Source organism: Chitinophaga filiformis, from assembly GCF_900102545.1.
Classification (GTDB): Bacteria; Bacteroidota; Bacteroidia; order Chitinophagales; family Chitinophagaceae; genus Chitinophaga; species Chitinophaga filiformis.
On sequence record NZ_FNBN01000004.1, the window covers coordinates 302509 to 329075 of the forward strand.

Here is a 26567-nt window from a genome sequence, read left to right on the forward strand (position 1 = left end):
GTACCTGTTAAACCTACAACTGTTACACTGTATATAGTGTGAACTAAACTCTTTCGTGTATCTTCTTATCCTGATGATGCCTGTGGGCCTGCTTTTCAGCTTCATCATCCCCGTTCGGGAAGAAATGATAAGGCTTAGGCGATACATATCCCGGATCATGCATCTTACGCACCTGTTCCTTCTTCATCGCCAGTTTCAGCCCCAATACCAGGAAAGGCACATATTTCAGCGCACGTGGCATTTTATAATGGTCCAGCACATCAATAGAACGCTTGTTCATGGCATACATCACCGGTACCAGGATCAGGGTCAGGAAAGTGGCAAACACCAACCCATATACCATCGTCCAGGCCAGCGGGCCCCAGAATGCTACGTTATCACCTCCAAAGAAGATATGTGGTTCAAATGAGGAGAATAAGCTGGCAAAGTCAATATTGAAGCCTACCGCGAGTGGTATCAGACCCAGGATCGCCGCAATGGCTGTCAGCAATACCGGCGTCATACGGGTTCTTCCCGCTTCCACTACCGCTTCGTACACCGGCATCTTCTGCTGTACCAGCAGGTCGGTAAACTCTACCAGTACGATACCGTTACGTACCACAATACCCGCCAGCGCCATGATACCTACACCGGTCATTACAATCGAAATGTCCATTCCAAAGATGGCAAAGCCCAGGAACACACCAATGATAGAGAACAATATCTCCATGAAAATAACAAGCGGCCGGCCAATAGAGTTGAACTGTGTCACCATGATCATCAGGATCAGACCAAAAGCGCCCACCATCGCCAGACCAAGGAAGTTGGAAGTTTCCTGCTGGTCTTCCTGCTCACCCGTCATTTTTACTGTGATACCCGGTGATTTAGGGAAGTCATTCAGCGCTGTCTGGATCTGTTGCACTACCTCATTGGTATTATAACCAGTCAGTACGTTGGAATATAATGTTACAACACGTTTCTGATCGATGCGTTTGATACTCGCATAAGTATTGGAGTACCTGATATCTGCTACTGCGGATAATGGCACCTGACGGATCGTTCCCGCCATATTCATATCGCGGTATACAATATTCAGGTTCATCAGGGTATTGATATTGTTACGCTGATCTTCCCGGAATCTAACCATGATCTTGTAATCATCTTCAGGATCACGGAACTTGGATACTTCCTGTCCATACAATGCGGTACGCAATGCCATACCAATAGTAGTAGTAGAAATACCTTCCCTGTTGGCGCGCTCACGATCAATGTTCACCAGGATCTCAGGTTTGTTGCTCTGGAAGTCTGATTTCAACTCTTCCACACCACCTATCTGCAGAGAATCCAGGTAACGTTTGAGCTTGTCAGAAGCTACAGTCAGCTCTTCAAACTCATCACCGGAGATCTCAATATTGATTGGTTTACCTGTTGGCGGACCACCCTGCTCCTGCTCTACCGTAATATCAACTCCCGGAATGCCTCTTACCGCTTTACGGATCTTATCGAGGTATTGTACGGTTGATTCTCCATTACGTTTCCCAAACTCCACAAAGGCGACTGTTACCTTACCCTTGTGCGGCTGCACACTCATATCCATCTGGGAAGGGTCCCCTGCTCCTACCGCCACGTTAGAGATAACAGACTCCACGATCGGGTTCTTCTTCCCTACTACAGCGATGATCTTATTTTCAATAATATGTGTAACAGAGTCTGTATACTTCTGATCTGTACCCATCGGCAGCTCTATATACGTATAGATAAAGTTGGGATCTGCCTGTGGGAAGAACACTACCTTAGGGCTGCGGATCACAGTCAGCATAATACTGAACACCAGCAATCCGAAAGTGCCGACCAATATCCATACCGGGCGCCATCCTACAAGACACCATTTAAGGATATGTTTGTAACGGTCCTGTACACGTGGCCATACATTGGTCTGGAAACGACGGGCTACCCCACCCAGCCAGAAGCGCTCGAGCGCGATCATCAGGTACAGGAATATGGTGAAGTTACCCACGCCGAAATTACCACCCGCATATGCTATAAGTGCGATAAAAGCGAATACGATGGTGAGTATCATGAACTTCCTGGTGAATCGCGGCTTAGGATGATTCTCCCCTTCATGACGATCCATGAAGTCAACCGCAAACACAGGATTTATAATATAAGCTACTATCAGTGAAGCACCCAGTGTAACGATCAACGTTACCGGCAGGAAGAACATGAACTTACCGATAATACCAGGCCAGAAAAGCAGCGGGAAGAACGGCGCCAATACAGTCAGCGTTCCGGAGAACACCGGCAGGAATACCTCACCTGCCGCTACTTTCGCAGCCTTCACAATACCCAGATCCTTTCTTTCATAGAAGATACGATGCACGTTCTCAATCACCACGATCGCATCATCCACCACAATACCCAATGCCAGCAGGAAGGAGAATAGCACCATCATGTTTAGTGTAAAATCCAATGCAGGCATCAGCAGGAACGCAATGAACATGGAGATCGGTACAGACAGTGCCACGAAGATCGCATTCACCGCTCCCATGAAGAACATCAGGATCATGGTTACCAGCAGGAAGCCGATAATGATCGTGTTGATCAGGTCATGCAAGGTAACACGGGTTGAGTTGGACTGGTCCGCCGTGATCGTTACATCTAGTCCGGCTGGCAGATAATCCTTCTTCATTTCTTCGATGATCACATGGATCTTATCAGAAGCATCTATCAGGTTTTTACCGCTTTGTTTGATCACGTTCAGCGTGATTACATTCTTTCCATCCAGACGTGCATAACTCTCCTGCTCTTCAAAACCATCCACTACTTCGGCGATATCTTTCAGATATACCACAGCGCCCGACATACCGCGTATAACGATATCACGGATCTTTGATGCATCTTTATATTCACCTTTCACACTTAATGTACGCTTCTGTCCATCCATAGATACCAGACCACCGGAGATGGTACGGTTCTCCATAGCAACAGCATTCGCCACATCATCAAAGCTGATCTTCGCCGCGTCCATTTTATACTTGTCTACGTTGATCTGGATCTCTCTTTCCAGTGCCCCAACGATGTCCACACGGGTGATCTCATTCAATGCCTCAATACGATCCTGCATTTCGTCTGCATACTTCTTGAGTGACTGCAAATCAAAATCACCTGACAGGTTCACGTTCATGATAGGTATCTGCGATACGTCTATCTTGATGATCTGTGGCTCCTGTGTAAGGTCATTAGGCAGGTCTTTCTTTGCATCATCCACTTTCTCACGCACTTCCTGACGTGCCGTTTCCATATTTTCACTCGCTTCAAATTCAATGGTGATAGCAGAGTAATCCTGCATGGATGTACTCTTGATAGATTTCACACCAGAGATACCTCCGAGTTGTTTTTCGATGGGTTTTGTTACCAGTGTCTCCATATCTTCAGGAGAAGTACCACTATAAATGGTACTGATATAGAACTGGGGGAACACTACCTCCGGAAACTGTTCCTTCGGCAGGCTCTGATAGGACATGATACCCGCGAGGGCCAGGATAAGGGTGGCAACGTAAATGCTCACCTTATTATCTATCGACCAGCTGGTGGGTTTAAATTCTTTATTCAGATTGTCTTGCATAAACCAGTTTTAGAGTATTAAAGCTGGATAAGGTCATTATCATTCAATCCCTGGTAACCGATAGTCACTATCTGTTCACCAGCCTGCAGTCCGTCCTTGATTTCAGCCTTATCATTATAAGTACGTCCCATTTCGATCTCTCTTCTCTTGGCGATTAATTTACCGCCCTGGTTCTGGGCCAGGATCACGTAAGGTTTACCCAGGGAATACTGGATAATGTTCACAGGTATTACTACCGCCTTTGGTGCTACATAATCTACTATCTTCAGACGTGCAATCATATTCGGGCGCAGTGCAGGATCATTCTGTAAAGGTATTTCCACTTTGATGGTACGGCTTACCGGATCAATTACTTTTGAAGCAAAGCCTATTCTTGTACGGATCTGTTTATTAATATCAGGGAAATCCAATATCACCTGATCGCCGGTTTTCACTTTGCTGGCGTAGCCTTCTGCAACATTTGCCACTACACGCAGGTTACTGCCGTTTACCACCCGGAAGGCAGGGCTACCCGGAGCAGCATTGTCACCCAGCTTAATGATCACCGCATCTACAGTACCATTGATAGGAGATATAATCCTTGCCTGTCCCATCTGATCCTGCAGGGTAGCGATTCTTCTTTCAAGTGATTCTTTCTGATTTTTTGCATTCAGGTACTGTACTTCAGAGCCAATCTTCTGATTCCAGAGGTTCTGTTGCTTCTGGAACATAGTGTTGGCCAGGTCCAGCTGCGTACGCAGCTCGGCCATATTGGCTCTCAGTATCTGATCGTCTACCTGTGCCAGTGCCTGTCCTTTGCTTACGGACTGGCCTTCTTTTACATGTATGGCAGTAATGATGCCAGGCACTTTGGAAGACACGTTCACATTCTCTCTTGCATCAATACTTCCCTGTACATCTATATAGTGTTCAAATACGGTATCTTCCACCGGAATTACTACCACTGATTTCTTTTTCTGTTCAGTAGTATCTACTTTCTTCACGCTCTTCTCCAGTGTAGCAATCTGTTGTTTCAGATCAGCTTCCTTTTTTTTCAGTTCCGCCAGTTTGGCCTCAGGCGTAGGCTCGCCACAGGCAACCATAAGAGTGATGATCAACAGAGCGGGACGATATATCTTGGACATATAATAAAGAGTTAATAGTTAGTTGTAGTATTCGCTTACAGTTTTCCGTACGCTTTGAGGTAATCCACTTTCGAGATCGCAGCATTGTACAATGCATTGAAATAATTGTTCTGGGCAGTGAGCAGTTCATTTTCTGCAGTGCTCATTTCCAGACTGGATCCAACCCCTTCACGATATTTGATCTGCGTAGTATTGTACACCTCTTGTGCCAGTTGCATATTGCTTTCCTGTGCTTCCAGTGTCAGGATATTGTTCCTGAGGTTGGAAGTGGATTGCGCCTGCTCCATATCAATACCCAGCTTGGTATTCTCGAGGCTGATCTCCGCTTTCTTTACCGCCAGGAAGGCCTGATCTTCTTTACGCTTACGCTGGAAACCACTGAAAATAGTGAATGACAGGTTAGCGCCATATCCTACATATCCATACCAGGTCTGACGGTCGAAATAGTTGAACACATCACTCGCACGACTCACACCGGCTGTACTGAACAGTGATAGCGTAGGCAGTATCTGCATCTTATAGCGTTTCAGATCATATTCATATGCTTTCCGTTGCGCCTGCAGTAGCTGGTATTCGATACGCTGTGAATAGTCAAAATGCTCCACTGCAACGGCCGTTTTAATTTCTGCGGTTGTCAGCGTATCTGTGAGCGTGATAGGCTGCTGAATAGGCATCCCCATCTGATATTTCAACGCAGCAATACCTACTTCTGTTACATTGCGGAGCTTTGTTTCTTCTGTACGGAGGTTGGTAAGTTGTACTACCAGCCTGTCTACATCCAGTTTTTCAGCAAGACCATTCTTATAGATCTCTTTGGTTTCACCCAGCAGTTTTTCCAGGTTAGAGATGTTGTTGGTAAGGATCTCCAGGGCACGGCGTGCAGAAAGCACATTATAATACGCCTTATACACATTCACCTTTACATCGATCTCAGATTTCTGTACACTTTTGGCAGCCAGCTGTTCCAGTGTCTGGCGGGCCTGCAGGGCTACCAGTACACTTGGATCGAACAACACCTGTTTCAGTGTTATTTCACCGATCACATTGAACTTCAGTCCGAATGAGAAAGGCACCAGTGTACCTTTGGGCACAGTGTCACTGAAGTTGGATGCATCGATCAGTTGTTTCTGTACAATAGGGTTATGCTGGAAAGTTCCTGAACCAGCCAGGTTAGGAAGGGCCAGGCCACTTACTTCTTTGTTCTTGGCCAGCTGGATGAGTTCATCCAGTTTGGCGGTACGCACAGTAGCCTGATTGGCCAGCGCGTAGTCGACTGCCTGTTTTACAGACAGTGGGACATTTTCCTGCAGAGGGGGTTTTGCCTGCTGCTGGGCTATCCCATAGTGAAAGATCATCAGCAGTAGGAGTCCGGTCAAACCCACGTGCTTTTTTTCAAGTTGCATAAAGGTCATTGGTTTATTTCTGTAGTTGTAGTTTGTTCTCTTCTACTCGTTTATAGCCTTCAGGAGATACCAGGCCATACAGGAAATGTTCCAGCACAATGCACTGCACTTTGCTCATATCGTATTTCCCATAAGGAAATGCGTCTGGCTGAAAACATAACAAAGAAGTAGCCATGCGGTATTGTGTCATAATTCCAATGTCGAAGTCTGAGCGATACAATCCTTCACGCACTCCTCTTTCAAGATTAAGCCTTACAGTTTTCTGCATATTGGTGTTCATATATTCCTGGAACACCTGGTAAGCCTTGGTATGAAACTTTTGAAGATCAAACAGGATAATCGGGTTCATGTTACGGAAGCTCTGGTCCATCATTTTCATCACAAGGAACAGTTCGTCAATTGCGTTTGAGGCCTTCTCCTGGTTCTCATAACACTCTTTATCTATCCTGTTGAGGTAACGGCTGATGGCGTGTACTACCAGTTCGTCTTTATCGGCAAAATGTGCATACAGGGTCTTTTTTGACACACCCATGCGCTGGGCAATATCATCCATGGTGATTGAGCGTGTTCCGAATTGACAGAACAGACTGAATGCAGTATCCAGAATACGTTCCTGTATTTCCATTTTGTGATTGTATGTGCGTTCTTGGTTTTTTCTTAAGTCCTTATAAATGGTGGCTATTTACTTCCTCCTGGCTTCATAGTTTCCGGTGGTTCTCCAACTGATTTGCGATGCTGAGACAAAACTATGGAAACTTTTTAAACCGCAAAAGTTTCCAGCGTAATTATTTTTAATATAGTTATCCTGTAGGAGCCCTCCCTATGATAATATATTGTCCTACAAGTTTATACAGATCAACTCTCAGGGATAAAATAAACGATGTAACTTTGACGCCGTCAGATATTCAATTTCCTGGGGGTTCCAGGAGTATTCACGTATTTGCATTTAAACCATATGTCTCCTAAAAAACGTCTTAAGCTTCTGGCGGCCCGCCTGTTACGGTATTTCTTCCAGGGCTTACTGATACTGGCCCCCATTGGCGTTACCGTGCTGACACTGTACTGGGTTTTCATCACTATCGATAATATCATTCCAAGGGATATTGTACCTTTAGAAACACCCCTGAAATACCTTCGTTACAAAGGGGTAGGATTTGTGCTGGTATTGGTACTGGTGGTAGCGGTAGGTTATCTGAGTTCGTCTTTTATTGTCAGCCGCATCTTTGCATTATTTGATCACCTGCTGGAAAGAACACCCTTTATTAAATATATATACACCTCTGTCAAGGATGTTTTTGATGCCTTTGTAGGCGAGAAAAAGAAATTCGACCATCCTGTGTTGGTACAGATCTATGGTGTGGATGTATGGGAAATGGGCTTCATCACTCAGGCAGATGTATCCAGCCTGGGCCTGGAAGGATATACCGCCGTATATGTTCCTCATGCCTATGCTATCACAGGAAAGGTATTTATGGTGCCTGTCAGCAAGGTAAAGCCGCTGACAAACATTTCAGCAGGCGAGGCCATGAAGTTTGCTGTGAGTGGCGGTGTGACGAATATAGATGTACATGGGAAAAAGGAAGCACACGCTTAATATCAACATTTTTATCTAATATTATAACGGAGCCAACAGGCTCCGTTTTTTGTTACCCAAATATTCAAAACAATCATGCACCAAATCTGCTGGACAATCAGTCTGTTGACTATCCTTTCCTTACCCGCTCATGGCTGGGGTTTCTTTGCACATCAGCGTATTAACCGGCTGGCGGTATTTACATTACCCCCGGATATGCTGGTATTCTACAAGCCCAACCTGGAATACCTGGCCACACACGCCACTGATGCAGATAAAAGGAGATATATCATCCCGGAAGAGGGCCCGCGGCATTATATAGACATTGACCATTACGGACAGCCTCCTTTCCCGGAACTGCCCCGCTCCTGGCAGGAGGCAGTACTACGTTTCACCGCGGATACCCTGAACAGGTATGGCATCCTGCCCTGGTATATTGAACAGATGATGTTCAGGCTGACAAAGGCTTTCCGTGATGGTGATGCTGACAGGATCGTTAAGCTCAGCGCCGACATAGGACATTATATAGGCGATGCGCATGTACCCTTGCATGCCTGCTCCAATCATAACGGGCAGCTGACGGGGCAACAGGGTATCCACGGTTTGTGGGAATCCAGGATCCCCGAATTGATGGCAGATAGAACATTCCGGTACTGGACGGGCAAGGCGCATTATGTAAAAGACATCAGCGCCAACACCTGGCAAATTGTGCTTGAAAGCGCCATGGCAGCTGATACAGTGCTGACGCTGGAAAGACTGTTGAGCAGCAGGTATACATCCGGCAGGAAATTTGCGTACGAGAAGCGCAATGGAAAACTGGTCAGAAATTACGCAACAGCTTATGTCAGGAGCTATCATTTTTTGTTAGGGGACATGGTGGAACGTCGTATGAGGCTCGCAATTAATACTACAGCCAGTTATTGGTACACCGCCTGGGTTAACGCAGGTATGCCAGCCTTAGATAAGCTTCAGCACTACAAAGTAGCCGATGAGCCTATTAGCCAACCGCTAAAAGACATGATTGGAAGACAAGAGGATTAAAAAACCTATCCTCAATTAATTTCGATTTTAAAAAAATATAAATTATCTTTGTTAGTACTATCTTTTTAGCCTTATCCTACACGCGTTCAGCATCATAAGTGAAATGCCATACTTTTTTTTCCATTCCTCTGACAAAACCAAACAAAGTGGAACAAGCTAACAATTTATTTAACTTAGAACGACCTATGAAGGTGCACAATTTTAACGCAGGGCCTTCCATATTGCCGAATGAAGTGCTGTACAAGGCCAGTAAAGCTTTGATTGACTTTGAAGGTTCAGGGATGTCAATTTTAGAAATAGGGCATAGAACACCGCTGTTTCAGGCTGTACTGGATGAGGCTAGAGCACTTGTAAAAGAGCTGATGCAACTCGATGACGACTTCGAGGTGCTTTATCTTCACGGAGGTGCGAGTACGCAGTTCATGCAGATACCCATGAACCTCCTTGAAAATGACAGCACAGCTTCTTACATCGATACCGGCGTATGGAGCAATAAGGCGATCAAAGAAGCCAAACTATATGGCTTCGTGGATATAGCTGCCAGTTCCAAAGACAGCAGTTATAATCACATCCCCAAACAGTTTAATATTTCCCCGAAATCTTCGTATCTGCACATTACGACCAACAACACCATTTATGGTACGCAATGGCACAAGATCCCGGAAACAACTGTTCCTCTCATAGCGGATATGAGTAGTGATATCCTGAGCCGTCCCATGGATTTTAATAAGTTCGCGCTCATCTATGCAGGTGCGCAGAAGAACATGGGTGCTGCCGGTACCACGCTCGTTGCTGTTCGTAAAAGCATATTAGGTAAGGTTACCCGTAAGATTCCTACCATTCTGGATTACCGCAACCATATTGAGAACGGTTCAATGTTAAACACCCCTCCGGTATTTGCCATCTATATCTCCATGCTCACTCTCCGCTGGCTGAAAGACCAGGGTGGCGCTGCTGCAATGGAGAAGCAGAACGAAAAGAAAGCAGCATTGCTCTACAGTGAGATCGATCAGAACCCACTGTTCCGCGGTACTGTACAGAAAGAAGACAGGAGCCGTATGAACGTATCGTTCATCATGGATAAACCTGAACTGGAGGATGAGTTCCTGAAATTCTGCAAGAAAGAAGATATCGTAGGCATCAAAGGACACCGCCTCGTAGGTGGATTCCGCGCCTCTCTCTATAATGCACTGCCTTATGAAAGTGTGGAAGTACTGGTGGAAGCCATGAAGTACTTCAGCCTGAAAAAGGCATAGTAATTTAGTCGATAATAATATCATATAAACGAAGGGTCCTGTGCTGAACAGGACCCTTCGCTTTTTCTCCAAGCTAAACGCAGACAAGTACTTAGACGGGAAAAATTAATTAGTTACTTTTGCGGCCTAACAATTTAATATCATGGCAATCATCAGACCGTTCAGAGGACTAAGACCTACTCCGGAACTCGCAGACAAAGTAGCTGCACGCCCTTACGATGTGCTTAGCGCAGCCGAGGCCAAGGCAGAAGCTGCCGGTAACCAGTACTCGTTTTACCACGTTTCCAAATCGGAAATTGACCTTCCGGAAGGTACCGATGTATACAGTCAGGCTGTATATGATAAAGCCGCAGAGAACCTGCAGAAATTTATTAAAGAGGGTACCCTGTTCCAGGATGATGCTCCCTGCTATTATATCTACCGCCTTATCATGCATGGCCGTACGCAGACAGGACTGGTATGCGCATCTTCCGTGTCTGATTATAACATGGGCATTATTAAAAAGCATGAATTTACGCGTCCTGACAAAGAACTGGACCGTATCAACAATATTAAGACAACCCGTGCACAGACAGGAAATGTATTCCTGGCCTATAACGATGTTCCTGAAGTGAACTCCCTCATAGACCACTGGATACATGCTCATGCACCAGCGTACGACTTCACAGCTGCAGACGGTATTCAGCACACTGTTTGGGTAGTAAACGACCCTGCCGCTGTAAATGAGATCACCTCTCTCTTTGCTTCCAAAGTACCTCACACTTATATTGCCGACGGGCATCACCGTGCAGCGTCTGCATCCCTGGTACAGAAAGAATTTGAAGAAAAGCAGCAAATCTCTATGGATGATCCTGCCAATTACTTCCTGACCACTATCTTCCCTGCCAGTCAGCTGGTGATCCTGGATTATAACAGGCTGGTAAAAGACCTCAACGGCCTGTCCAAAGAAGCGCTGCTTTCCCGCCTGGAATATGACTTCACCGTAGAATCTATCGGTCACCTGCCACAACAGCCTACTATGCTGCATGAATTCAGCATGTACCTGGAAGGCACCTGGTATCGCCTGGTAGCCAAAGAAGGTACCTACACGACAGATCCTATCGGTATCCTGGATGTGACCATCCTTTCCAATAATGTCCTCGACAAGATCCTGGGTATAAAAGACCAGCGTACTGACAAGCGTATCGACTTCGTAGGCGGCATCCGCGGACTACAGGAGCTGGTGAAAAGAGTAGATAGCGGCGAAATGAAGGTCGCTTTTGCCCTTTATCCGGTTACTATCCAGCAGTTGTTCGACATTGCTGACAGTGGCAACGTAATGCCTCCGAAAAGCACCTGGTTCGAACCGAAACTGCGCGATGGGCTTATTTCCCAGATGATTTAAGTTTCTTTACTATACGTTATAACGCCTGCCGGGAAGTGTCCATCTTCCTTGCAGGCGTTCCTGTTTTGTACCCTATCATAACCTCCACCGAACCTCTGCTAAACCTCTACCGAACCTCTGGCTGATCCGGGCCTGAATTGTCACAGGTCCACCTCAAAGGCATATCAAAGGCATGTCAGAAGCATACTAAAGGCATCAATGTCTACAGCAAACGTAATTAACAAAACATAATAGGACTCCGGCAGGAGTCCCATTGTTTGTAGCCCGGGGTTTTCAACCCCGGGGAAACCGGAATGGGTTTTCGACCCCGGGAATGATGGAATGATTTTCAACCCCGGGGAAACCGGAATGGGTTTTCAACCCCGGGGAATGATGGAATGATTTTCAACCCCGGGGAAACCGGAATGGGTTTCAACCCCGGGAATGATGGATGATTTTCATCCCCGGGGAAACCGGAATGGGTTTTCAACCCCGGGAATGATGGAATGATTTTCAACCCCGGGGAAACCGGAATGGGTTTTCACCCCCCGGGGAATGATGGAATGATTTTCATCCCCCGAAATAACGGAACGGGGTTTTCAACCTCGGGGATGATGGAACGGGTTTCCCGCCCCGGGGTGACGGAATAGATCCCCCGGGGAAATGTTGTTTATACCCCCATTTCAACCCCAATGACCGGTCCCCCGGGCCAACGCATCCTGATGTTATTTTAACATAATACCCCCACTCGAACAGTGTTCGAACTAGCGTCGAAGAAGCGTCGAACTAGCGTCGAAGAAGCACCGGTGTTAACCTGGTATAAAAAGAAGCCAGCCCTGCCTGAGAGAACAATGAGAGAGCAAGCAGAGAATAAGCAGAGAAGACGCAGAGAAGAAACAAAGCATTCTCCCCTCCCCTTCTGAACGTTTGGCACATTTTTTCTTTACTTTTACAGCAAACGTCTGACAGGCATGAATATGAGGGCATCTTTATTGAAAATGGGCTTGTTTACAGCCATATTATTTTCATCTGTAATAACTGCATCTGCCCAGGATGCGCAGGAATTGTATAGTACAGCAACAGGATTTATACGCGATGGCGACTACTCTAATGCTATCCTGGTATTAAACCAGGCATTACAGCTGGAGCCTGACAACATTGAGTTCAAAAAACAACTCGGCTTTGCCTACTATCTCCAGGGAGATATGAACAAGGCGAAGAATGTAATAGAGCCCTTGCTGAACAAGAAAGAAGCCGACGAACAGACCTTCCAGATAGCCGGGAATATTTATCAATCCAGGCAGGAATGGAAAACAGCCCAGAAGCTGTATGAAAAAGCACTACGTAAATTCCCGGAAAGCGGGGAACTATATAACGATAACGGACAGTTGCTCATGTTCCTGAAAGTATTTGAAGGAGGTATGGGCAGTTACCTGAAGGGCATTGAAAAAGCCCCTAATTTCTCTGGTAACTATTACAATGCCATCAAGGCTTATAATTACATGAACAATCCGGTGTGGGTGATCATTTACGGGGAAATATTTGTGAACCTGGAAAGTTACACTGCCCGTACGGCAGAAGTCAGGACACTTCTGCTGGATGCCTACAAATCGCTGTACAACGATCCTACCCTGCTGTCGAAGGCAATAGAAGACGAAAACGATCAGAAAGGCAGGAAGAAATCAGGCATTGATTTCCTGAACTCTTATAAGGCCTCTATGGGTAAACAGGCCAGCGTTGTAATGTCAGGTATAGATCCGGAAACGCTGATCATGTTGCGTACCCGCTTTCTGCTGGACTGGTACAACTTTGCCGGCATAAAGTTTCCATACGCACTGTTCGATTTTCAACGCAGCCTGTTGAAACAGGGTATGTTTGAAGCTTATAATCAGTGGATCTTCGGCCCGGTAGCCAATCAACCGGCTTACAGAGCCTGGACCACCATGCATAAAGCAGAATATGATACCTTTCTGCAATATCAACGTAATCACCCATTGAAGCTAAGACCGGACGAATATTACAATGACAACAAGTTTTCATTGGCAAGGTGATGGGCCGTTAGCAGGTTAATCAATCCACAAATTCCACATATGTTTAACATCAAGCACCAAAACACAATTGAAAGCGCCGTAAAGGCGAATCATGAACGGGCATTCTATTCTCAGTACCCGGAACACCCCAAAGCCTATGGTGAAAATGCAGCAGAACAGGGCGAAGCCCGCTATAAGGATCTGCTGCAGCAACCTTACAGGCAATTGCTACAAACAGGAGAATCTACCTGGGCAGGAGAAGAAGTATCTCCCTTTACCCAGGAATCCCTGGGCATCACCTATCCCCTATTCACTGCAGACGAGCTGGTGACCAGGGCAATAACTGCCGCTCCGCAATGGCGTAATACGCAGGTGGACGTACGTGCTGATATCCTGGTAGAAACCCTCGAAAGTATCAAGGAACGCTTCTTTGACATCGCTTATGCCACTATGCATACCACCGGTCAGAGTTTCATGATGAGTTTCCAGGCATCCGGCCCGCATGCCAACGACAGGGCACTGGAAGCGATCGCTATGGGATATCATGAAGGCAACCGTTATCCCGCTTCCCTGATGTGGGAAAAACCGATGGGCAAGACCTCCCTGCAACTGAAAAAGAATTTCCGGGCTATTCCCAAAGGCGTAGGACTGGTGATCGGCTGTTCCACCTTCCCGGTGTGGAATTCACTGCCGGGTATTTATGCCGACCTGGTAACCGGCAATCCCGTGATCGTAAAACCTCATCCTAAAGCCATATTGCCGATTGCGATAGTGGTAAGCGCTATCCAGCAGGTGTTGCAGGAAAAGGGCTTTAGTCCCAATCTCTGCCAGCTGGCAGCAGATACTTCTGCAGCCCCTATCACAAAGACGCTGTGTGAACACCCCGGCATCCAGCTGATAGACTACACCGGCGGCAGCCAGTTCGGAAATTATGTGGAATCCCTGTCTCACAAGACCGTTTTCACAGAAAAGGCAGGGGTGAACTCCGTGATACTGGACAGTGTGGCGGATGTTGATGCTGTAATGCAGAACCTGGCATTCTCCGTATCCCTCTATTCGGGGCAAATGTGTACCGCTCCGCAGAACTTTTTCATCCCCGCACAGGGTATTAACACGGCAGGAGGAAAACTTTCCTTTGATGAAGTAGTACAGAAATTCAGGGATGCTGTTGTAAGCCTCGTAAACAACCCTAAAATGGGAGCAGGCACTCTCGGTGCCTTACAGAACGAAAACACGCTGGAAAGGGCTCATAATGCCGGTAAACTGGGTGCAAAAGTGATCCTCGAAGGACAACCACTGGTAAATGAAGAGTTTACCCGTGCACGTGGTTGTACACCTGCAATACTGGAAGTAAACAGTGAAGACAGGCATATCTTCGAACAGGAATTATTTGGCCCGGTTTTATTGCTGATAAAAACGAAAGATACCAATGAATCTATACAGCTGGCCCGGCAAATGGCGCAGCAGCATGGAGCCATTACCTGCGCTGCCTATACCACCAGCCCTGAGGTTAAAGAAAAGATAACTGAGGAGATGAATAACGTATTTACACCGGTATCCTTTAACTTTACCGGATTCATCTGGGTAAACCAACATGCGGCATTTTCTGATTTTCATGTGACAGGAGGTAATCCCGCGGGAAATGCGAGCTTCACCAATCCGGAATTCATACTGAGAAGATTTGTATGGGTAGGGAACCGGGAAGTGGCCGGTAGCTGATCGAATAATTTGTTTATGAAATATATACTTTCTATCATGCTGATCATTTTTGTGGCTGCCTGCGAACAGGCGCCCAAAGCTGATAAAGCAACTATTACAGAAGCTCATCCGGTTAAAGAGAGCGAAGGAAGCCCTTACCTGGTAGATACCGTTAACAGTGAGATACAGTGGATTGGCACCAAACCTACCGGTAAACATATTGGCATTTTCAAGATCCAGGAAGGAAAGCTGTTTGTAAAAGACACCCTTATTACCGGTGGAAATATCATTATAAAAATGAATTCCCTCCAAAATATGGACCTGTCTAAAACAGATACCATCCTGCAACGTAAACTGGAAAATGAGTTGAAAGGTCCGCTGTTTTTCGATGTGGCCAATTTCCCGGTAGCCACCTTCGAGATCACCAGTGTGTCTGATTTTTCGCCTTCTGTAGGGAATGAAGTATTAATGAAAAACGCAAATTATACGATACAGGGTAACCTGACAATCAAGAATATCACTAAAAATATCTCCTTCCCTGCTATCATCCGATTTGAAAAGGGTGAGATAACAGCCCTGGCCAATTTCAATATTGACAGGACCCTCTGGGGAATGACCTACCGGGCCGATAAGTCCATGCAGGATAAACTGATCAATTCTGCTGTGAACATTGAGTTCAGGTTGAAAGCGAAGAGATAAGAAGAAATGATATAAAATAGCAATGCCGCGAAGCTCTTCGCGGCATTGCTATTTTATATCATTTCTTCTTATCTGCTTTGAACCTTCCGTTGGGCTGAACGGACGTCAGTCCCGTTACCTCTCCTTTCTCATTTATATTGAATTCAATCGTAAAGCCTTTCACATCTTTCAGGTTGAATTTATCTTTTTCCACCGGCACCAATGTATAGTCTGTTTGTCCCGGCACATCAAGCATCAGCTGATCGTCTCCTTTCAGATGAACAGTTGCTTCCATACCACCGAATAAATATACACCGATGTACTTCTGCAATGTTGCTTTGGCAAGCGGAATTGGCTTTGCGGTCCGGGAGAATATCACGGGATCTTTTACGTTGAGGTCTGCTTCTGCACTGGTAATATCACCGTTGATATCTGTATTGAATTTAACCTTTGTGCCACCCTCTGTACTATCAATACCCGTTTCTTTATTTACAGTATATGTCTGAAAAACATCGTAGCATACGTGTTTAAGATACTCCTTACTATCCGGCAGTAATACGAATAATGAATCGTTCTGCAGGATCACTTCAAACTTACCAAAAGCGTTACTGGCATAGTTGCCGGTATAATCACTCAGATTGCGGATCACATCTGCACCTTTTATCTTCGCTACGGCGGCGGTATCTTTCTCTTTATCGTCCTTAGCTTTGGCTTTCATCTCATTCAGCTTCTTCATTGCAGTATCATTCCAGGCATAATATTTCACGCCCAACAACCTGTCTGAAAATATATTCCGGAGAAGGTTTGGTACCGGGGAACCGCTTTGATTGCTCAGGATAATAATACCGATGCTGTCAGATGGATAAAAGCAGGTACTGGCCGAGAATCCATCTATATTACCGCCATGTTCCACCTGATAATGCCCGCGATAAGTAGACAACATCCATCCCAGGCCGTAACTACCTCCGTATATATCAGGCATCTCTTTACCGGGCCTGCCACCGCCAATGGGCATTTGTGTACTGGAAGCTTCTGTTACATAAGCCGCAGGCAGTACCTGTTTCCCGTTAAATTTACCACCATTAATCCAGGCAATCACCCATTGCGCCATGTCATTCACACTGCTGTTGATACTGCCGGCAGGACCTATAGCAGTGATATTCTTATAGGGCGTTTTTCTAATCACGCTGTCTTTTACAACCTCATATCCCAGGGCGGCATCTTCCACTTTAAAACCTTCCAGTGAGGTAGAACTGTGATGCATACCAAGACTATCAAAGAAACGTGTTTTGATATTTTCCTCCCAGCTTTTGCCGGTCAGTTTTTCAGCCACTATTCCCTGTGCCATGAACATCAAATTGTTATACTGCCATTTGTATCGTAATGGCTCATTAGGCACCATATACCGGATGCGGTACAAGAGGGAATCCCGGGAGCTGGGACGGAAGAAGTACCAGGACAGGTCATAGCGGGACAATCCTGTACGATGGCTCATCATATCGCGCAGGGTAACATGAGCGTTCAGATCATCATTGTTAAATACCAGTTCCGGGAGATACTGGCGTACCGGAGTTTCGAAATCCAGCTTACCTTCCTGCCTTAATATACCAAGCAGGCCGGAAGTAAAGGCCTTGGTACAGGAGCCGATGGCAAAAACAGTATTGGGCGTAACAGGCAGCTTTTTCTCATAATCCCGGTAACCGAAACCTTTGGAATAGATGATCTTATCTTTCTCAACAACAGCAATAGCCACGCCGGCAGCATGCCAGTCCTGCAATACCTTGTCCACTATCTTATCTATACCGGCAAAACGTTGTTGCTGTTGCTTATCAGTAGATTGTGCGCCGGCGCAAAGGGAGGCCAGCATGAGGCTTAGATACAGGCTAACTTTTTTCATTGTGGTTGTTTAGTAAGCCTAAAATAACGAAAGATTACTTAAATCCGGAGTTCTTCATAACGTGGAAGTTAGTTACTCAGGCGGAGAGAGCCTTGTCATCATAAATCAGATGCGAAAAATCACATAGTTTACCTAACAGATTACATAGTTCTACACCATGTTCGGTCAGTGCGTAGGTCACTTTGGGGGGCATTCCCGGGAACTGCTGGCGTGTAATCAGTCCGCTTTTTTCAAGCGTTTTCAGCCTGTCCGACAAGATATGATCGGTAATATAGGCCAGCTCTTCACGGATACCGGAAAAACGGTTATTACCTTCCTCTATGCAAAAGAGGACATCTGTTGTCCACCGCCTGCTCATTGTGAACAGCAGCTCATTCAGCGGACATTTACTTTCCAGATAACATTGGTTCTGGAAGTTTGATGAATTCGTTTTTCTTTCAGCCATATTCACACATTTTTTTATACGATTCCCTCAATTTACTGCGATTGTTTTAGAAGTCAAAGCGGTTTAGGATGGATGGAAAGACGGCTGGAAAACGCTTCATTCGTATCTTTACGGCAGAGAACATACCTGACAATAAAGCCACGCTGCTACCGTTTTTCCGGAAGGAATGGCAGGCTGACATTATCTGTTCAGAAAAAATTCAATATGATCCGTTTGACATTAATTTTGATAGCATTCCTGGTATCCCTTTTAGCCATCTTCAGAGCACCCACTTATCACTTATGGATGCTGGCAATCGGTGTGGCAGAATTTGCGTGGGTATTTATCACGATCACCTTTGTATTGCTGGTAGCTGGATTCATTTCCCGGAGATATCGCCTGGCAGGCACCCTGCTGGGAATAATTACCCTTTTTATACTGCTTTCCCCCATTTTCAGGGCCTATATCGTGGCAAGTGAACTACCCGCAGCAATGGATACCGCCCTGGGAGAAAAGGATCATAGCAATGACATACAGCCATTCAGCCTCGTTACCATGCTGACGGATTATCCCCAGCAGCCAGTTGTTTCAAAGACCCTCAATTACCGGGCGGACACCCTCCCTTCTTCCACCCTCGATTTTTATCCGGCACAGCAGCCAGGCCTGCGGCCATGTGTAGTGGTGATACATGGCGGCTCCTGGACCAGTGGCGATAGCAAACAATTACCTGAACTAAATAATTACCTGGCGCAGGCTGGCTATCATGTAGCTTCTGTCAATTACAGGCTGGCGCCTACCTATCGTTGTCCCACACCGATAGAAGATGTATATGCCGCCATGGATTACCTCCGCCAGCTTGCAGCCATCCTTCAGATCGATACCAGCAACTTTGTGCTGCTCGGCCGCTCTGCCGGAGCACAGATTGCATTACTGGCAGCGTACCGTCAAAAAGTACCTGGCCTGAAAGGCGTAGTAGATTTCTATGGTCCGGCCGATATGGTGTGGGGATATTCAGCACCTGCCAATCCCCTGGTGATGGATTCCCGTAAAGTACTGGAGAATTACCTGGGCGGTACTTACAGCACTGTTCCGGACAATTATGCCTCCAGTTCTCCAATAGAATTCGCAGACAAGCATGCAATGCCTACGCTCATTATACATGGGGAAAATGATCCCCTGGTTGCATATGAGCACAGTATCAGGCTTAATAAGAAACTGACAGACAATGGTGTTAAACATTATTTCCTTTCTCTCCCCTGGGCAACCCATGGATTTGACTATAACCTGAAAGGTCCCGGAGGGCAACTGTCTACTTATGCGGTGGAGCGGTTTGTAAAGAATGTAACGCGATAATGTTCAGATATTTGGAAAGTCCGGGAGGTAAAATCCCGGACTTTTTTTTATTGCTTTTATGCAATTTGATAGTTTAATGCATCCTATAGCTGCGTAGAACACTGTCCTTTACCATCAAAACTATTTATTATGAAAACACAAACATCAGTTATTCTATCAATACCCCAACCCTGCCATCAATCATGGAATGAAATGACACCTGCGGATAAAGGCAGGTTCTGTCAGAGTTGTCAGAAAACAGTGACCGACTTCTCAACATTGAGTGACTCACAGTTTATTGACTTATTGAAGAATAAACAGACTAGTGCATGTGGACGCTTTACTGCCAGTCAATTAAACAGAGTAATTAGTGACCCGGTTCCAGACAAGCGTCGCAAGCCCTTTGTATCTATTGCGGCTATTGTTGCTGCACTGACCATTACAATACCTGCTGTGCAAGCAGCAGCAGCTCCGAATAAAGTAGAACAGACAACAGATAAAGAAGATAAACCAACAACAGGTAACGTTTCGTTAGAGGATTCAACAAGCTTTATTTCAGGTGTAGTAAAAGAAGGTCGTGATAACTTACCTCTACCGAGTGCAACTGTAAGAATAAAGGATACGAATATTGGAACAGTGACAGATCAATCCGGACAATTCAAACTACGTATCCCGGATGATTTTAAGAAAAAAGTGATGATACTTGAGATTAGATTTGTCGGTTATGAAATAAAGACCGTTAAAGTTGATTTAAAGAAAGCTATCAGGCCAATTAGTATACAGCTCACAGAAGACACGACCATGCTGGGTAAATTTGGTATTCGTTTCATTACGGATGATAAAAAGGAACTTTCCTTATGGGAGAAACTCAGGGGTAGAGTGAAAGAAATTTTCAGTTAATAATTGCAAACAATACTTAAGCGATTTATATGAATAAGCAACCCTTCATGATATCCATCCCTACACCCTGCCACGAGTCATGGCAAAACATGACACCTGCGGACAAAGGTAGGTTCTGTCAGAGTTGCCAGAAGATAGTAACCGATTTTTCAGGCATGAGTGATCAGCAGATTATTTCATATCTAAAGACGAGACAAGGAAATGTTTGCGGCCGTTTTGATACCGAGCAACTGAACAGGGAAATCAGCATGCCTGCTAATACACGGAAGCAGCCCTTTGCTCCAATAGCTGCGATAGTTGCAGCGTTGACGATCGCTATACCCTCAGTACAGGGCAAAAGCAAGGCAGAGAAAATACAGCTGGTACCTGACAGATTAAACGCAACGCTTCAACGGATCGATACCTTACCATATATAAAAGGCATTGTAATAGATATAGATGGTACAGATAAATATAATCTTTATGGAGCAGCCATCAGGCTGAAGGGGCAAGATATATATAGCATTACAGACACTTCAGGAAAGTTCGAGCTAAAGATTCCCGGGAACTACAAAGAAGAAACCCTTACACTGGAAATACATCTTTTCGGTTATCATACAAAGGAATTTGTTGTTTCAAGAAATGAGACAGGATATATAGAGTTTCCAATGCAAATCGATAAAGATGCGCAAAAACGCTCAGCGCTCATGGGAGCAGTTACAATTATAGAGGCCCAGGAGTTAACATCAAAACCTAACGCCTGGCAACGCTTTAAATATAAAGTGGGGCAACTTTCCATTGATGCTCTATTCTCTGCAATTCGTTTCTGGTAACTATGATATCACTCACTTCCCGTCAGGCACAAAATTAAAATCCACTCCCTCCTTAAAAGTCACATACACCCTTCTCCATGGATCATCATCCACCAGCTCCCACTTATGACCAGTACCATAGGTATCCATGGCAATCAGGATATCCCCCGGTCTCAGGGTAAACTGTTCCCCCAGGTAAGTCTCAAACAACAAAGTACCCGATAAGGTAATCACATATTGAGTGGTCGGCGCAGGATGCCAGTCATAGGTAGAACGCGGGGCTGTTTCATTGAACATGATAGAATCCACTTCATTAACGTCCCGGTGTGTTACTGTCCCAACTGTAAAATGAGAATGTCCGTCTTCGCCTGTGTATAGTTTATATGCTCTGATCATGGTCCTTGTATCCTGTTTCAGGCACAAGATAGAACTGTTAAATCTAAAGTTTTGCTAAAAATAGGGAGTATCTTTTCGCTATTACAACTGTCAAAACTGCGCTCCGGCAGGAAGACTATCAGCAGACTCGCATATTAACACATAATTGATTAAGTCAATATTTTATCAGATTAATAATCAAATAATAACAAAGCCGCATGCAGTCCCCGGCAGCGCATAATTGACAAGGTCAAACATGCATTTCTCGCCATTATGACACATTTAAAACGGGTTTAACCCCTATTTTCCACCTGCCCGCAACTATTTATTGCGGTAGCATGTTAATCATAAAGCACATGGTTTTACATTTACTTTGCGTCAGAAAGAGCTATACAACAGACATCTAAACAAACAGCATCCACATGTTAAACTTTGAATTCAGGAACCCAACGAAGATCTTATTTGGCAAAGGACAGATTGCCAATCTCCCAAAGGAAATCCCTGCCGGAGCAAAATTATTAATGCTTTATGGTGGTGGCAGTATTAAACAGAATGGTATTTATGATCAGGTAAAAGATGCCTTACAGGGATTTACCGTACTGGAATTCAGCGGTATTCCCGCCAACCCCGAATACGAGGTATTACTGAAGGCCCTCAAAGTGATCAAAGATGAAAAGATCGACTTTATGCTGGCAGTCGGTGGCGGCTCCGTTATTGACGGTGTAAAATTCCTCTCTTCTGCTGCTCTTTATGAAGGCGACACCCCCTGGGATATCCTCTCCAAAAAGATCGTTACCAAAAAAGGACTGCCATTCGGTACCGTCCTTACACTGCCGGCCACAGCTTCAGAAATGAACTCCGGCGCGGTGATCAGCAGGAAAGAAACACAGGAGAAATTCTCCATGGGCGGCCCCGGACTATTCCCGCAGTTCTCCGTGCTGGACCCAACAGTAGTGGCTTCTATTCCTAAGCGTCAGCTGGCCAATGGCATTACAGATGCGTTCACACATGTACTGGAACAATACATGACCTATCCTGCCGGCGCCCTGCTGCAGGACAGGATTGCAGAAAGTATCATGCAGACACTCATTGAGGTAGCTCCAAGGGTAATAAAAGACCCTTCAGATTACGAAGCTGCCGCTAATTTTATGTGGAGCTGCACCATGGCCCTCAATGGCCTGATACAGAAAGGCGTGCCTACCGATTGGGCGATACATGCCATGGGACATGAACTGACTGCCATGTTCGGAATAGATCATGCCAGAACACTGGCTATTATTGCGCCCTCCCATTACCGCTATAACTTCGACGGTAAAAAAGAGAAACTGGCACAATACGCTGAACGTGTCTGGAATGTAACAGCTATGAGTCTCGAAGAACAGGCTACCGCCGGCATAAAGATGACGGAAGAATTCTTTCATTCCCTGGATATCGACACAAGACTATCTGAGTATACCGGATTGTATGAAGGAACAGCTCAGATCATCTCCCGGAGATTCACAGAAAGAGGCTGGAATGGCCTGGGTGAGAGAAAGTCATTAACACCCGATGACGTTGAGAAGATCGTAGAAATGAGCTACTAGAGAAATAAAAAACTCCGTCTACGCTCCCTTATAAGGATGACTGACGGAGTTTTTATTTATAGTGCCGTGTATCAGACTGCTACCTGCTTATCTTCCATCTTGTCCTGCAACTCTTTCACTGTCATGTTATACAGCACACTGTGACGCCCATTCACACGCTGCACCAGGTGTACATGTGCAATGAAATGCTGTACAATCTGGATCTTATCGCTCGGTGTTACCACCAGCAATTGCAGGTGCAGCTGCTTACAAAGCTCCATCAGGTAAGTTGCTTTTTCCTCATCCTGGTTACTGAAGCTCTCATCCACAGCAATGAACCGCAGGCTGCGTGCATTCTTCCCTTCCCGCGTGATACCAAACTGGTAAGCAATAGCACTACAGAGAATTGTATATGTCAGCTGCGCTTTTTCACCACCCGACAACTGTCCCATCTGCCTGTATATCTTCTTGGATTCATTCGTTTCCCTGAAACGCTCATCCGCCCAGAACTCAAACCAGTTACGGGCATCCAGTACGCGGGCACGATAGGTTTCGCTCTCATCCAATGCTGCAATGAGCGGCATTACCTTTTCCCGGAAATGCTGTGCCTTCTCTTCAAAGCTGCTCTGCTGCCAGTTAGCTGCCTGTGGCAACGCATCCAGCAAACGCCCTTTGAATTCCCTTGCTTCTGAGCCGGAAGCTACCGGTCTTTTCACCAGCTGGATATAAGTATCCGGCAGGCGGTTGAAGTTAATACCGCTCAGTGAGTGGTTCAGCTTCTGTATTGTATTGGAGATATCACGCTCCCACTTCTCCATTTCCTCATTCAGTCCGCCGATCTTGTAAGTGATCGTAACGTTGATATAGCTTTCGAAGTCCTTCTTGAATCCTGGCAGATTATCGTTGGTCAGCTTATTCAGCCATTCGATATACTCCGTAGCATGTACAGCATCATCAGAGAATGCCTGTACATCCGCTATCCAGTCAGGGAACTTCTGTATTACCTCTGCAGAAGGACTCTTCAAACGGTTAATACTTCTGTTCAGCATTACCTCTTCCTTATGACGGGCATCTTCGGCCAGCTTGAGATCCTGCTCCTTGTTCTCGCGGAGAGATTTATAGATGGCAGCAATGTTCTCCAATGTCACATTACCTAACAGGTGACTATGCTGTTGCTGGAAGTTCAGCAGTTCATCCTTATCTGTTTCAGTAATGTGCTGTAACAGGTGTTGCATGGCCTGTTGCTCTTCTTCCATATCGGCGATGTTACGCTGTTCCAGCGCTTCATTCCTGATGAGCATTGCCTGCGCTTCCCCATTATCTTCCTTCTGCCTCTCGATGTCCAGCAATTGTTGTTTCAGTGCATCCAGTTCCTGGTTCTCATCCGTCAGTGAACCTATCTGCTCCTGCGCCTTACGGATACTCTTCTGGATCTTAGCAACATTGATCTCGTCAAATCCTTTATGTTCTTTCAGACGACCTACTGCATAGAATTGTTTCTGTAAACGGGCGGACCTTGACTTACAGGTCTGCAGGATCTCGTTAGATGCAGTAAGCGCTTCATTCAGTTTATTCCTTTTGGAGATCAGCGCATCTTTTTTACGTTCATTGTTCCAACCCATTACATAGCGGGAAGCATCGTTGCTGTGACTCCTGTCATCCTTTTCATGCCTGTCACGGTTCTTGATCAGACCTTCCACAGTAATAGCCATATCGTGACGTTGCAGCGCTTTCTCATCATTCACACACACATAGCTGAACTGCTGGATGACTTGTTGTTGTACCCAGGGACTTAATTTATGATCGGGATGGAAATCAAGTTTATGATATACGGTATCATCTTCAGGATACAGCGTCAATGCTGACTCCTTGATCTGATAATAGATCAGGCGCGTACGCAGGTCGTTATTGTTTACGTAGGAAGTTACCTTCTTGTAATGTTTCTCAGGCACCAGCAGGCGCAGTGAGAACGAGTGTAACAGTTTTTCCAGGGCGGGCTGCCATTCAATTTCCTCTGCTTTCACCTGGATCAGTTCCCCTGCAAACAATATCTCACTCACATCAATCTTCAGGTTATTACAGATCTCTTTACGCAGTGCTACCAGGTGCGAAGGGATGTTGTTGCGTGACTGGTGCAACATCTCTATCTCTTTCTCCAACGTTTCCTTTTCACTCTCTGCACGTTCCTTTACCCTTTTGGCACTGTATTCGTCTTCTTCATTGAGGCGCTGTTCTGTTTCCAGTTTCAGGGAGCTACGATGTACTTCCTTCAGTATCCGCTGATAAGTTGCTTCGTCATTCAGGTTCTCTTCCTTCAGGTGCAAAGTGTCACACCAGGCAGAAAATTCCTTCAGGTTCTCTTCTGTTTCCTCGCGCTTCCGTTCCAGGTCCTGGATCTCTTTTTCCAGTTGTTGTAAACGTTGCCCGGCTTTATTTTGTTCCAGCAGGTTCAGGGTTGTACGTTCCTGTTCCAGCAGGTCAGCCATATTGATCTTCGTCTCTTCTATTTTCTTCCGCAGCGACTGCACTTCCTGCCGGCGTTCAAGCAATGCCTGTGTCAGTAACTGATTCCTCGTAAAGCTGTTCCAGATGGTAGCTGTGTTTAGCTCCTGTTTCAGCTGTGTGATAGTAGTCTGATAGGAAGAAAAGTTCTCATAGTGCTCCCTCACAGGCTCCAGCAGGCGGATCTGCTCTTCTGCCTTTTCTATATTACGCTGGGCATCCAGCAAGGTAGTGAGGTGTTTCTTCAGGTCCTGGAACTGTTCTTCCATATTGCGGGGTTCCAGCATATTGGTACGGATGAAGTCATCCAGGTTCCCCAATACCTTGATACCTACTGTCTGGTTGAACAGCTGTAATGCCTGTATACTTTGCATACCCAGGGCATCTACCATACGCTGTGCATATTTGCTGGCAGCGTCAAACCACTCTACCTGTCTGCGTCCTCCCCTGTTGTATAACTGATCGATACGGCGTTTCCAGTTGCCACCCAGATCAAAGGGACTGAAATCATCAGCGATATGCATAGCACGATGGGCTACACCGAAGATCTTACGCATGTCTCCGTTCACGAAATATCTTACCTGGAAGAGCGTCACTGCCTGGTCAGATTCATTCGCAAAGTTGGCCAGCAGGATGCTGTAAGCGTCTTCCTTACTCTCTCTCAGGTAAAGCGTTTTGGTGATGCCGGTCGCTTCGTTATTGACCATGCCATATCCACCCAATACATAGGAATCTTCTGTTCTGTCGCCCTTCTTTTCACTACCACTACTCTGGTTATAAAAACGGTATTTCTTTTCCGGCACCATCAGCGTCAGCAGGGCATCAATGAAAGTGGTCTTACCACTACCATTGGCGCCTGTCAGCAGGCTGGTGTCGCCATTAGGTTTGATACTATGTATATGTTCATCAAATGTACCCCAGTTGAATACTTCCATGTATTGCAAGCGGAATCCACTCTTATGATTATCAGTACTAAAAACGTCTAACTGCATTGTGCTAATAAAAGGTTTTTAC

At 45.7% G+C, this 26567-nt stretch carries 19 protein-coding genes; 11 read left to right on the plus strand and 8 right to left on the minus strand.

Features of this window, described 5'->3' with window-relative positions; genetic code table 11:
* Positions 1-43 precede the first annotated feature (43 nt).
* The 4 genes from BLR32_RS19060 to BLR32_RS19075 are packed head-to-tail and all read right to left on the minus strand — an operon-like array spanning position 44 to position 6756.
* Positions 44-3604 (minus strand): efflux RND transporter permease subunit, encoded by a 3561-nt coding sequence (locus BLR32_RS19060; RefSeq protein WP_089834439.1) that lies wholly within the window; start codon positions 3602-3604, stop codon positions 44-46.
* Between the two features lie 17 nt (positions 3605-3621).
* Entirely contained in the window at positions 3622-4728 is a 1107-nt protein-coding gene (locus BLR32_RS19065; protein ID WP_089834440.1) for an efflux RND transporter periplasmic adaptor subunit, read from the minus strand.
* A 35-nt stretch (positions 4729-4763) separates the two neighbouring features.
* Positions 4764-6131, minus strand: coding sequence for a TolC family protein (locus BLR32_RS19070; RefSeq protein ID WP_176842341.1), 1368 nt, complete (start codon positions 6129-6131; stop codon positions 4764-4766).
* 13 nt (positions 6132-6144) lie between these two features.
* Complete coding sequence (locus BLR32_RS19075; protein ID WP_089834442.1) at positions 6145-6756, minus strand: TetR/AcrR family transcriptional regulator; 612 nt, start codon at positions 6754-6756, stop codon at positions 6145-6147.
* A gap of 330 nt (positions 6757-7086) precedes the next feature.
* On the opposite strand from BLR32_RS19075, the gene BLR32_RS19080 reads away from it, so the two are divergent.
* The 7 genes from BLR32_RS19080 (at position 7087) to BLR32_RS19110 (ending at position 15791) form a co-directional block, all read left to right on the plus strand.
* Positions 7087-7725, plus strand: coding sequence for a DUF502 domain-containing protein (locus BLR32_RS19080; RefSeq protein ID WP_089834443.1), 639 nt, complete (start codon positions 7087-7089; stop codon positions 7723-7725).
* 75 nt (positions 7726-7800) lie between these two features.
* Positions 7801-8745, plus strand: a complete 945-nt coding sequence (locus BLR32_RS19085; RefSeq protein WP_143011522.1) for a zinc dependent phospholipase C family protein — start codon at positions 7801-7803, stop codon at positions 8743-8745.
* 185 nt (positions 8746-8930) lie between these two features.
* Positions 8931-10001 carry a 3-phosphoserine/phosphohydroxythreonine transaminase gene (gene serC / locus BLR32_RS19090; protein ID WP_089834444.1) on the plus strand — a complete coding sequence of 357 codons (1071 nt, stop codon included), beginning with the start codon at positions 8931-8933 and terminating at the stop codon, positions 9999-10001.
* A 142-nt stretch (positions 10002-10143) separates the two neighbouring features.
* A complete protein-coding gene (locus tag BLR32_RS19095; RefSeq protein WP_089834445.1) occupies positions 10144-11385 on the plus strand; it encodes a DUF1015 domain-containing protein in 1242 nt (413 codons plus the stop codon).
* A gap of 950 nt (positions 11386-12335) precedes the next feature.
* Complete coding sequence (locus BLR32_RS19100; protein WP_089834446.1) at positions 12336-13415, plus strand: tetratricopeptide repeat protein; 1080 nt, start codon at positions 12336-12338, stop codon at positions 13413-13415.
* Between the two features lie 39 nt (positions 13416-13454).
* The gene (paaN, locus tag BLR32_RS19105; RefSeq protein WP_089834447.1) at positions 13455-15113 is read left to right on the plus strand and encodes a phenylacetic acid degradation protein PaaN; all 1659 of its coding nucleotides are present in this window, start codon (positions 13455-13457) and stop codon (positions 15111-15113) included.
* 15 nt (positions 15114-15128) lie between these two features.
* A complete protein-coding gene (locus BLR32_RS19110; RefSeq protein ID WP_089834448.1) occupies positions 15129-15791 on the plus strand; it encodes a YceI family protein in 663 nt (220 codons plus the stop codon).
* A gap of 58 nt (positions 15792-15849) precedes the next feature.
* Here BLR32_RS19110 and BLR32_RS19115 read toward each other — a convergent pair whose 3' ends face one another.
* Positions 15850-17667, minus strand: a complete 1818-nt coding sequence (locus BLR32_RS19115; RefSeq protein ID WP_089834449.1) for a serine hydrolase — start codon at positions 17665-17667, stop codon at positions 15850-15852.
* A 76-nt stretch (positions 17668-17743) separates the two neighbouring features.
* The gene (locus BLR32_RS19120) at positions 17744-18112 is read right to left on the minus strand and encodes a winged helix-turn-helix transcriptional regulator (RefSeq protein ID WP_089834450.1); all 369 of its coding nucleotides are present in this window, start codon (positions 18110-18112) and stop codon (positions 17744-17746) included.
* Between the two features lie 204 nt (positions 18113-18316).
* Between BLR32_RS19120 and BLR32_RS19125 the strand changes: the two genes are divergently transcribed.
* From BLR32_RS19125 to BLR32_RS19135, 3 genes are all read left to right on the plus strand, one after another.
* Entirely contained in the window at positions 18317-19444 is a 1128-nt protein-coding gene (locus tag BLR32_RS19125; RefSeq protein ID WP_089834663.1) for an alpha/beta hydrolase, read from the plus strand.
* A 129-nt stretch (positions 19445-19573) separates the two neighbouring features.
* On the plus strand, positions 19574-20323 hold the full coding sequence (locus tag BLR32_RS19130) for a carboxypeptidase-like regulatory domain-containing protein (protein ID WP_089834451.1): 750 nt from the start codon (positions 19574-19576) through the stop codon (positions 20321-20323).
* Positions 20324-20352: 29 nt separating this feature from the next.
* A complete protein-coding gene (locus BLR32_RS19135) occupies positions 20353-21135 on the plus strand; it encodes a carboxypeptidase-like regulatory domain-containing protein (protein WP_089834452.1) in 783 nt (260 codons plus the stop codon).
* 12 nt (positions 21136-21147) lie between these two features.
* On the opposite strand, the gene BLR32_RS19140 is transcribed toward BLR32_RS19135, so the two are convergent.
* Positions 21148-21510: a cupin domain-containing protein gene (locus tag BLR32_RS19140; protein ID WP_089834664.1), complete on the minus strand. Its 363-nt coding sequence runs from the start codon at positions 21508-21510 to the stop codon at positions 21148-21150.
* A gap of 401 nt (positions 21511-21911) precedes the next feature.
* On the opposite strand from BLR32_RS19140, the gene BLR32_RS19145 reads away from it, so the two are divergent.
* Positions 21912-23072, plus strand: coding sequence for an iron-containing alcohol dehydrogenase (locus BLR32_RS19145; protein ID WP_089834453.1), 1161 nt, complete (start codon positions 21912-21914; stop codon positions 23070-23072).
* A gap of 71 nt (positions 23073-23143) precedes the next feature.
* Here the strand turns inward: BLR32_RS19145 and BLR32_RS19150 are convergent, their stop codons facing one another.
* Positions 23144-26545 carry an ATP-binding protein gene (locus BLR32_RS19150; RefSeq protein ID WP_089834454.1) on the minus strand — a complete coding sequence of 1134 codons (3402 nt, stop codon included), beginning with the start codon at positions 26543-26545 and terminating at the stop codon, positions 23144-23146.
* Between the last annotated feature and the right edge of the window lie 22 nt (positions 26546-26567).

Coding starts and splice junctions, on each gene's coding strand:
- BLR32_RS19115 (WP_089834449.1), bottom strand. CDS start 17,667: ATGAAAAAAGTTAGCCTGTATCTAAGCCTCATGCTGGCCTCCCTTTGC.
- BLR32_RS19120 (WP_089834450.1), bottom strand. CDS start 18,112: ATGGCTGAAAGAAAAACGAATTCATCAAACTTCCAGAACCAATGTTAT.
- BLR32_RS19080 (WP_089834443.1), top strand. CDS start 7,087: ATGTCTCCTAAAAAACGTCTTAAGCTTCTGGCGGCCCGCCTGTTACGG.
- paaN (WP_089834447.1), top strand. CDS start 13,455: ATGTTTAACATCAAGCACCAAAACACAATTGAAAGCGCCGTAAAGGCG.
- BLR32_RS19145 (WP_089834453.1), top strand. CDS start 21,912: ATGTTAAACTTTGAATTCAGGAACCCAACGAAGATCTTATTTGGCAAA.
- BLR32_RS19065 (WP_089834440.1), bottom strand. CDS start 4,728: ATGTCCAAGATATATCGTCCCGCTCTGTTGATCATCACTCTTATGGTT.
- BLR32_RS19140 (WP_089834664.1), bottom strand. CDS start 21,510: ATGATCAGAGCATATAAACTATACACAGGCGAAGACGGACATTCTCAT.
- BLR32_RS19135 (WP_089834452.1), top strand. CDS start 20,353: ATGAATAAGCAACCCTTCATGATATCCATCCCTACACCCTGCCACGAG.
- serC (WP_089834444.1), top strand. CDS start 8,931: ATGAAGGTGCACAATTTTAACGCAGGGCCTTCCATATTGCCGAATGAA.
- BLR32_RS19110 (WP_089834448.1), top strand. CDS start 15,129: ATGAAATATATACTTTCTATCATGCTGATCATTTTTGTGGCTGCCTGC.
- BLR32_RS19130 (WP_089834451.1), top strand. CDS start 19,574: ATGAAAACACAAACATCAGTTATTCTATCAATACCCCAACCCTGCCAT.
- BLR32_RS19150 (WP_089834454.1), bottom strand. CDS start 26,545: ATGCAGTTAGACGTTTTTAGTACTGATAATCATAAGAGTGGATTCCGC.
- BLR32_RS19075 (WP_089834442.1), bottom strand. CDS start 6,756: ATGGAAATACAGGAACGTATTCTGGATACTGCATTCAGTCTGTTCTGT.
- BLR32_RS19100 (WP_089834446.1), top strand. CDS start 12,336: ATGAATATGAGGGCATCTTTATTGAAAATGGGCTTGTTTACAGCCATA.
- BLR32_RS19085 (WP_143011522.1), top strand. CDS start 7,801: ATGCACCAAATCTGCTGGACAATCAGTCTGTTGACTATCCTTTCCTTA.
- BLR32_RS19095 (WP_089834445.1), top strand. CDS start 10,144: ATGGCAATCATCAGACCGTTCAGAGGACTAAGACCTACTCCGGAACTC.
- BLR32_RS19060 (WP_089834439.1), bottom strand. CDS start 3,604: ATGCAAGACAATCTGAATAAAGAATTTAAACCCACCAGCTGGTCGATA.
- BLR32_RS19125 (WP_089834663.1), top strand. CDS start 18,317: ATGATCCGTTTGACATTAATTTTGATAGCATTCCTGGTATCCCTTTTA.
- BLR32_RS19070 (WP_176842341.1), bottom strand. CDS start 6,131: ATGCAACTTGAAAAAAAGCACGTGGGTTTGACCGGACTCCTACTGCTG.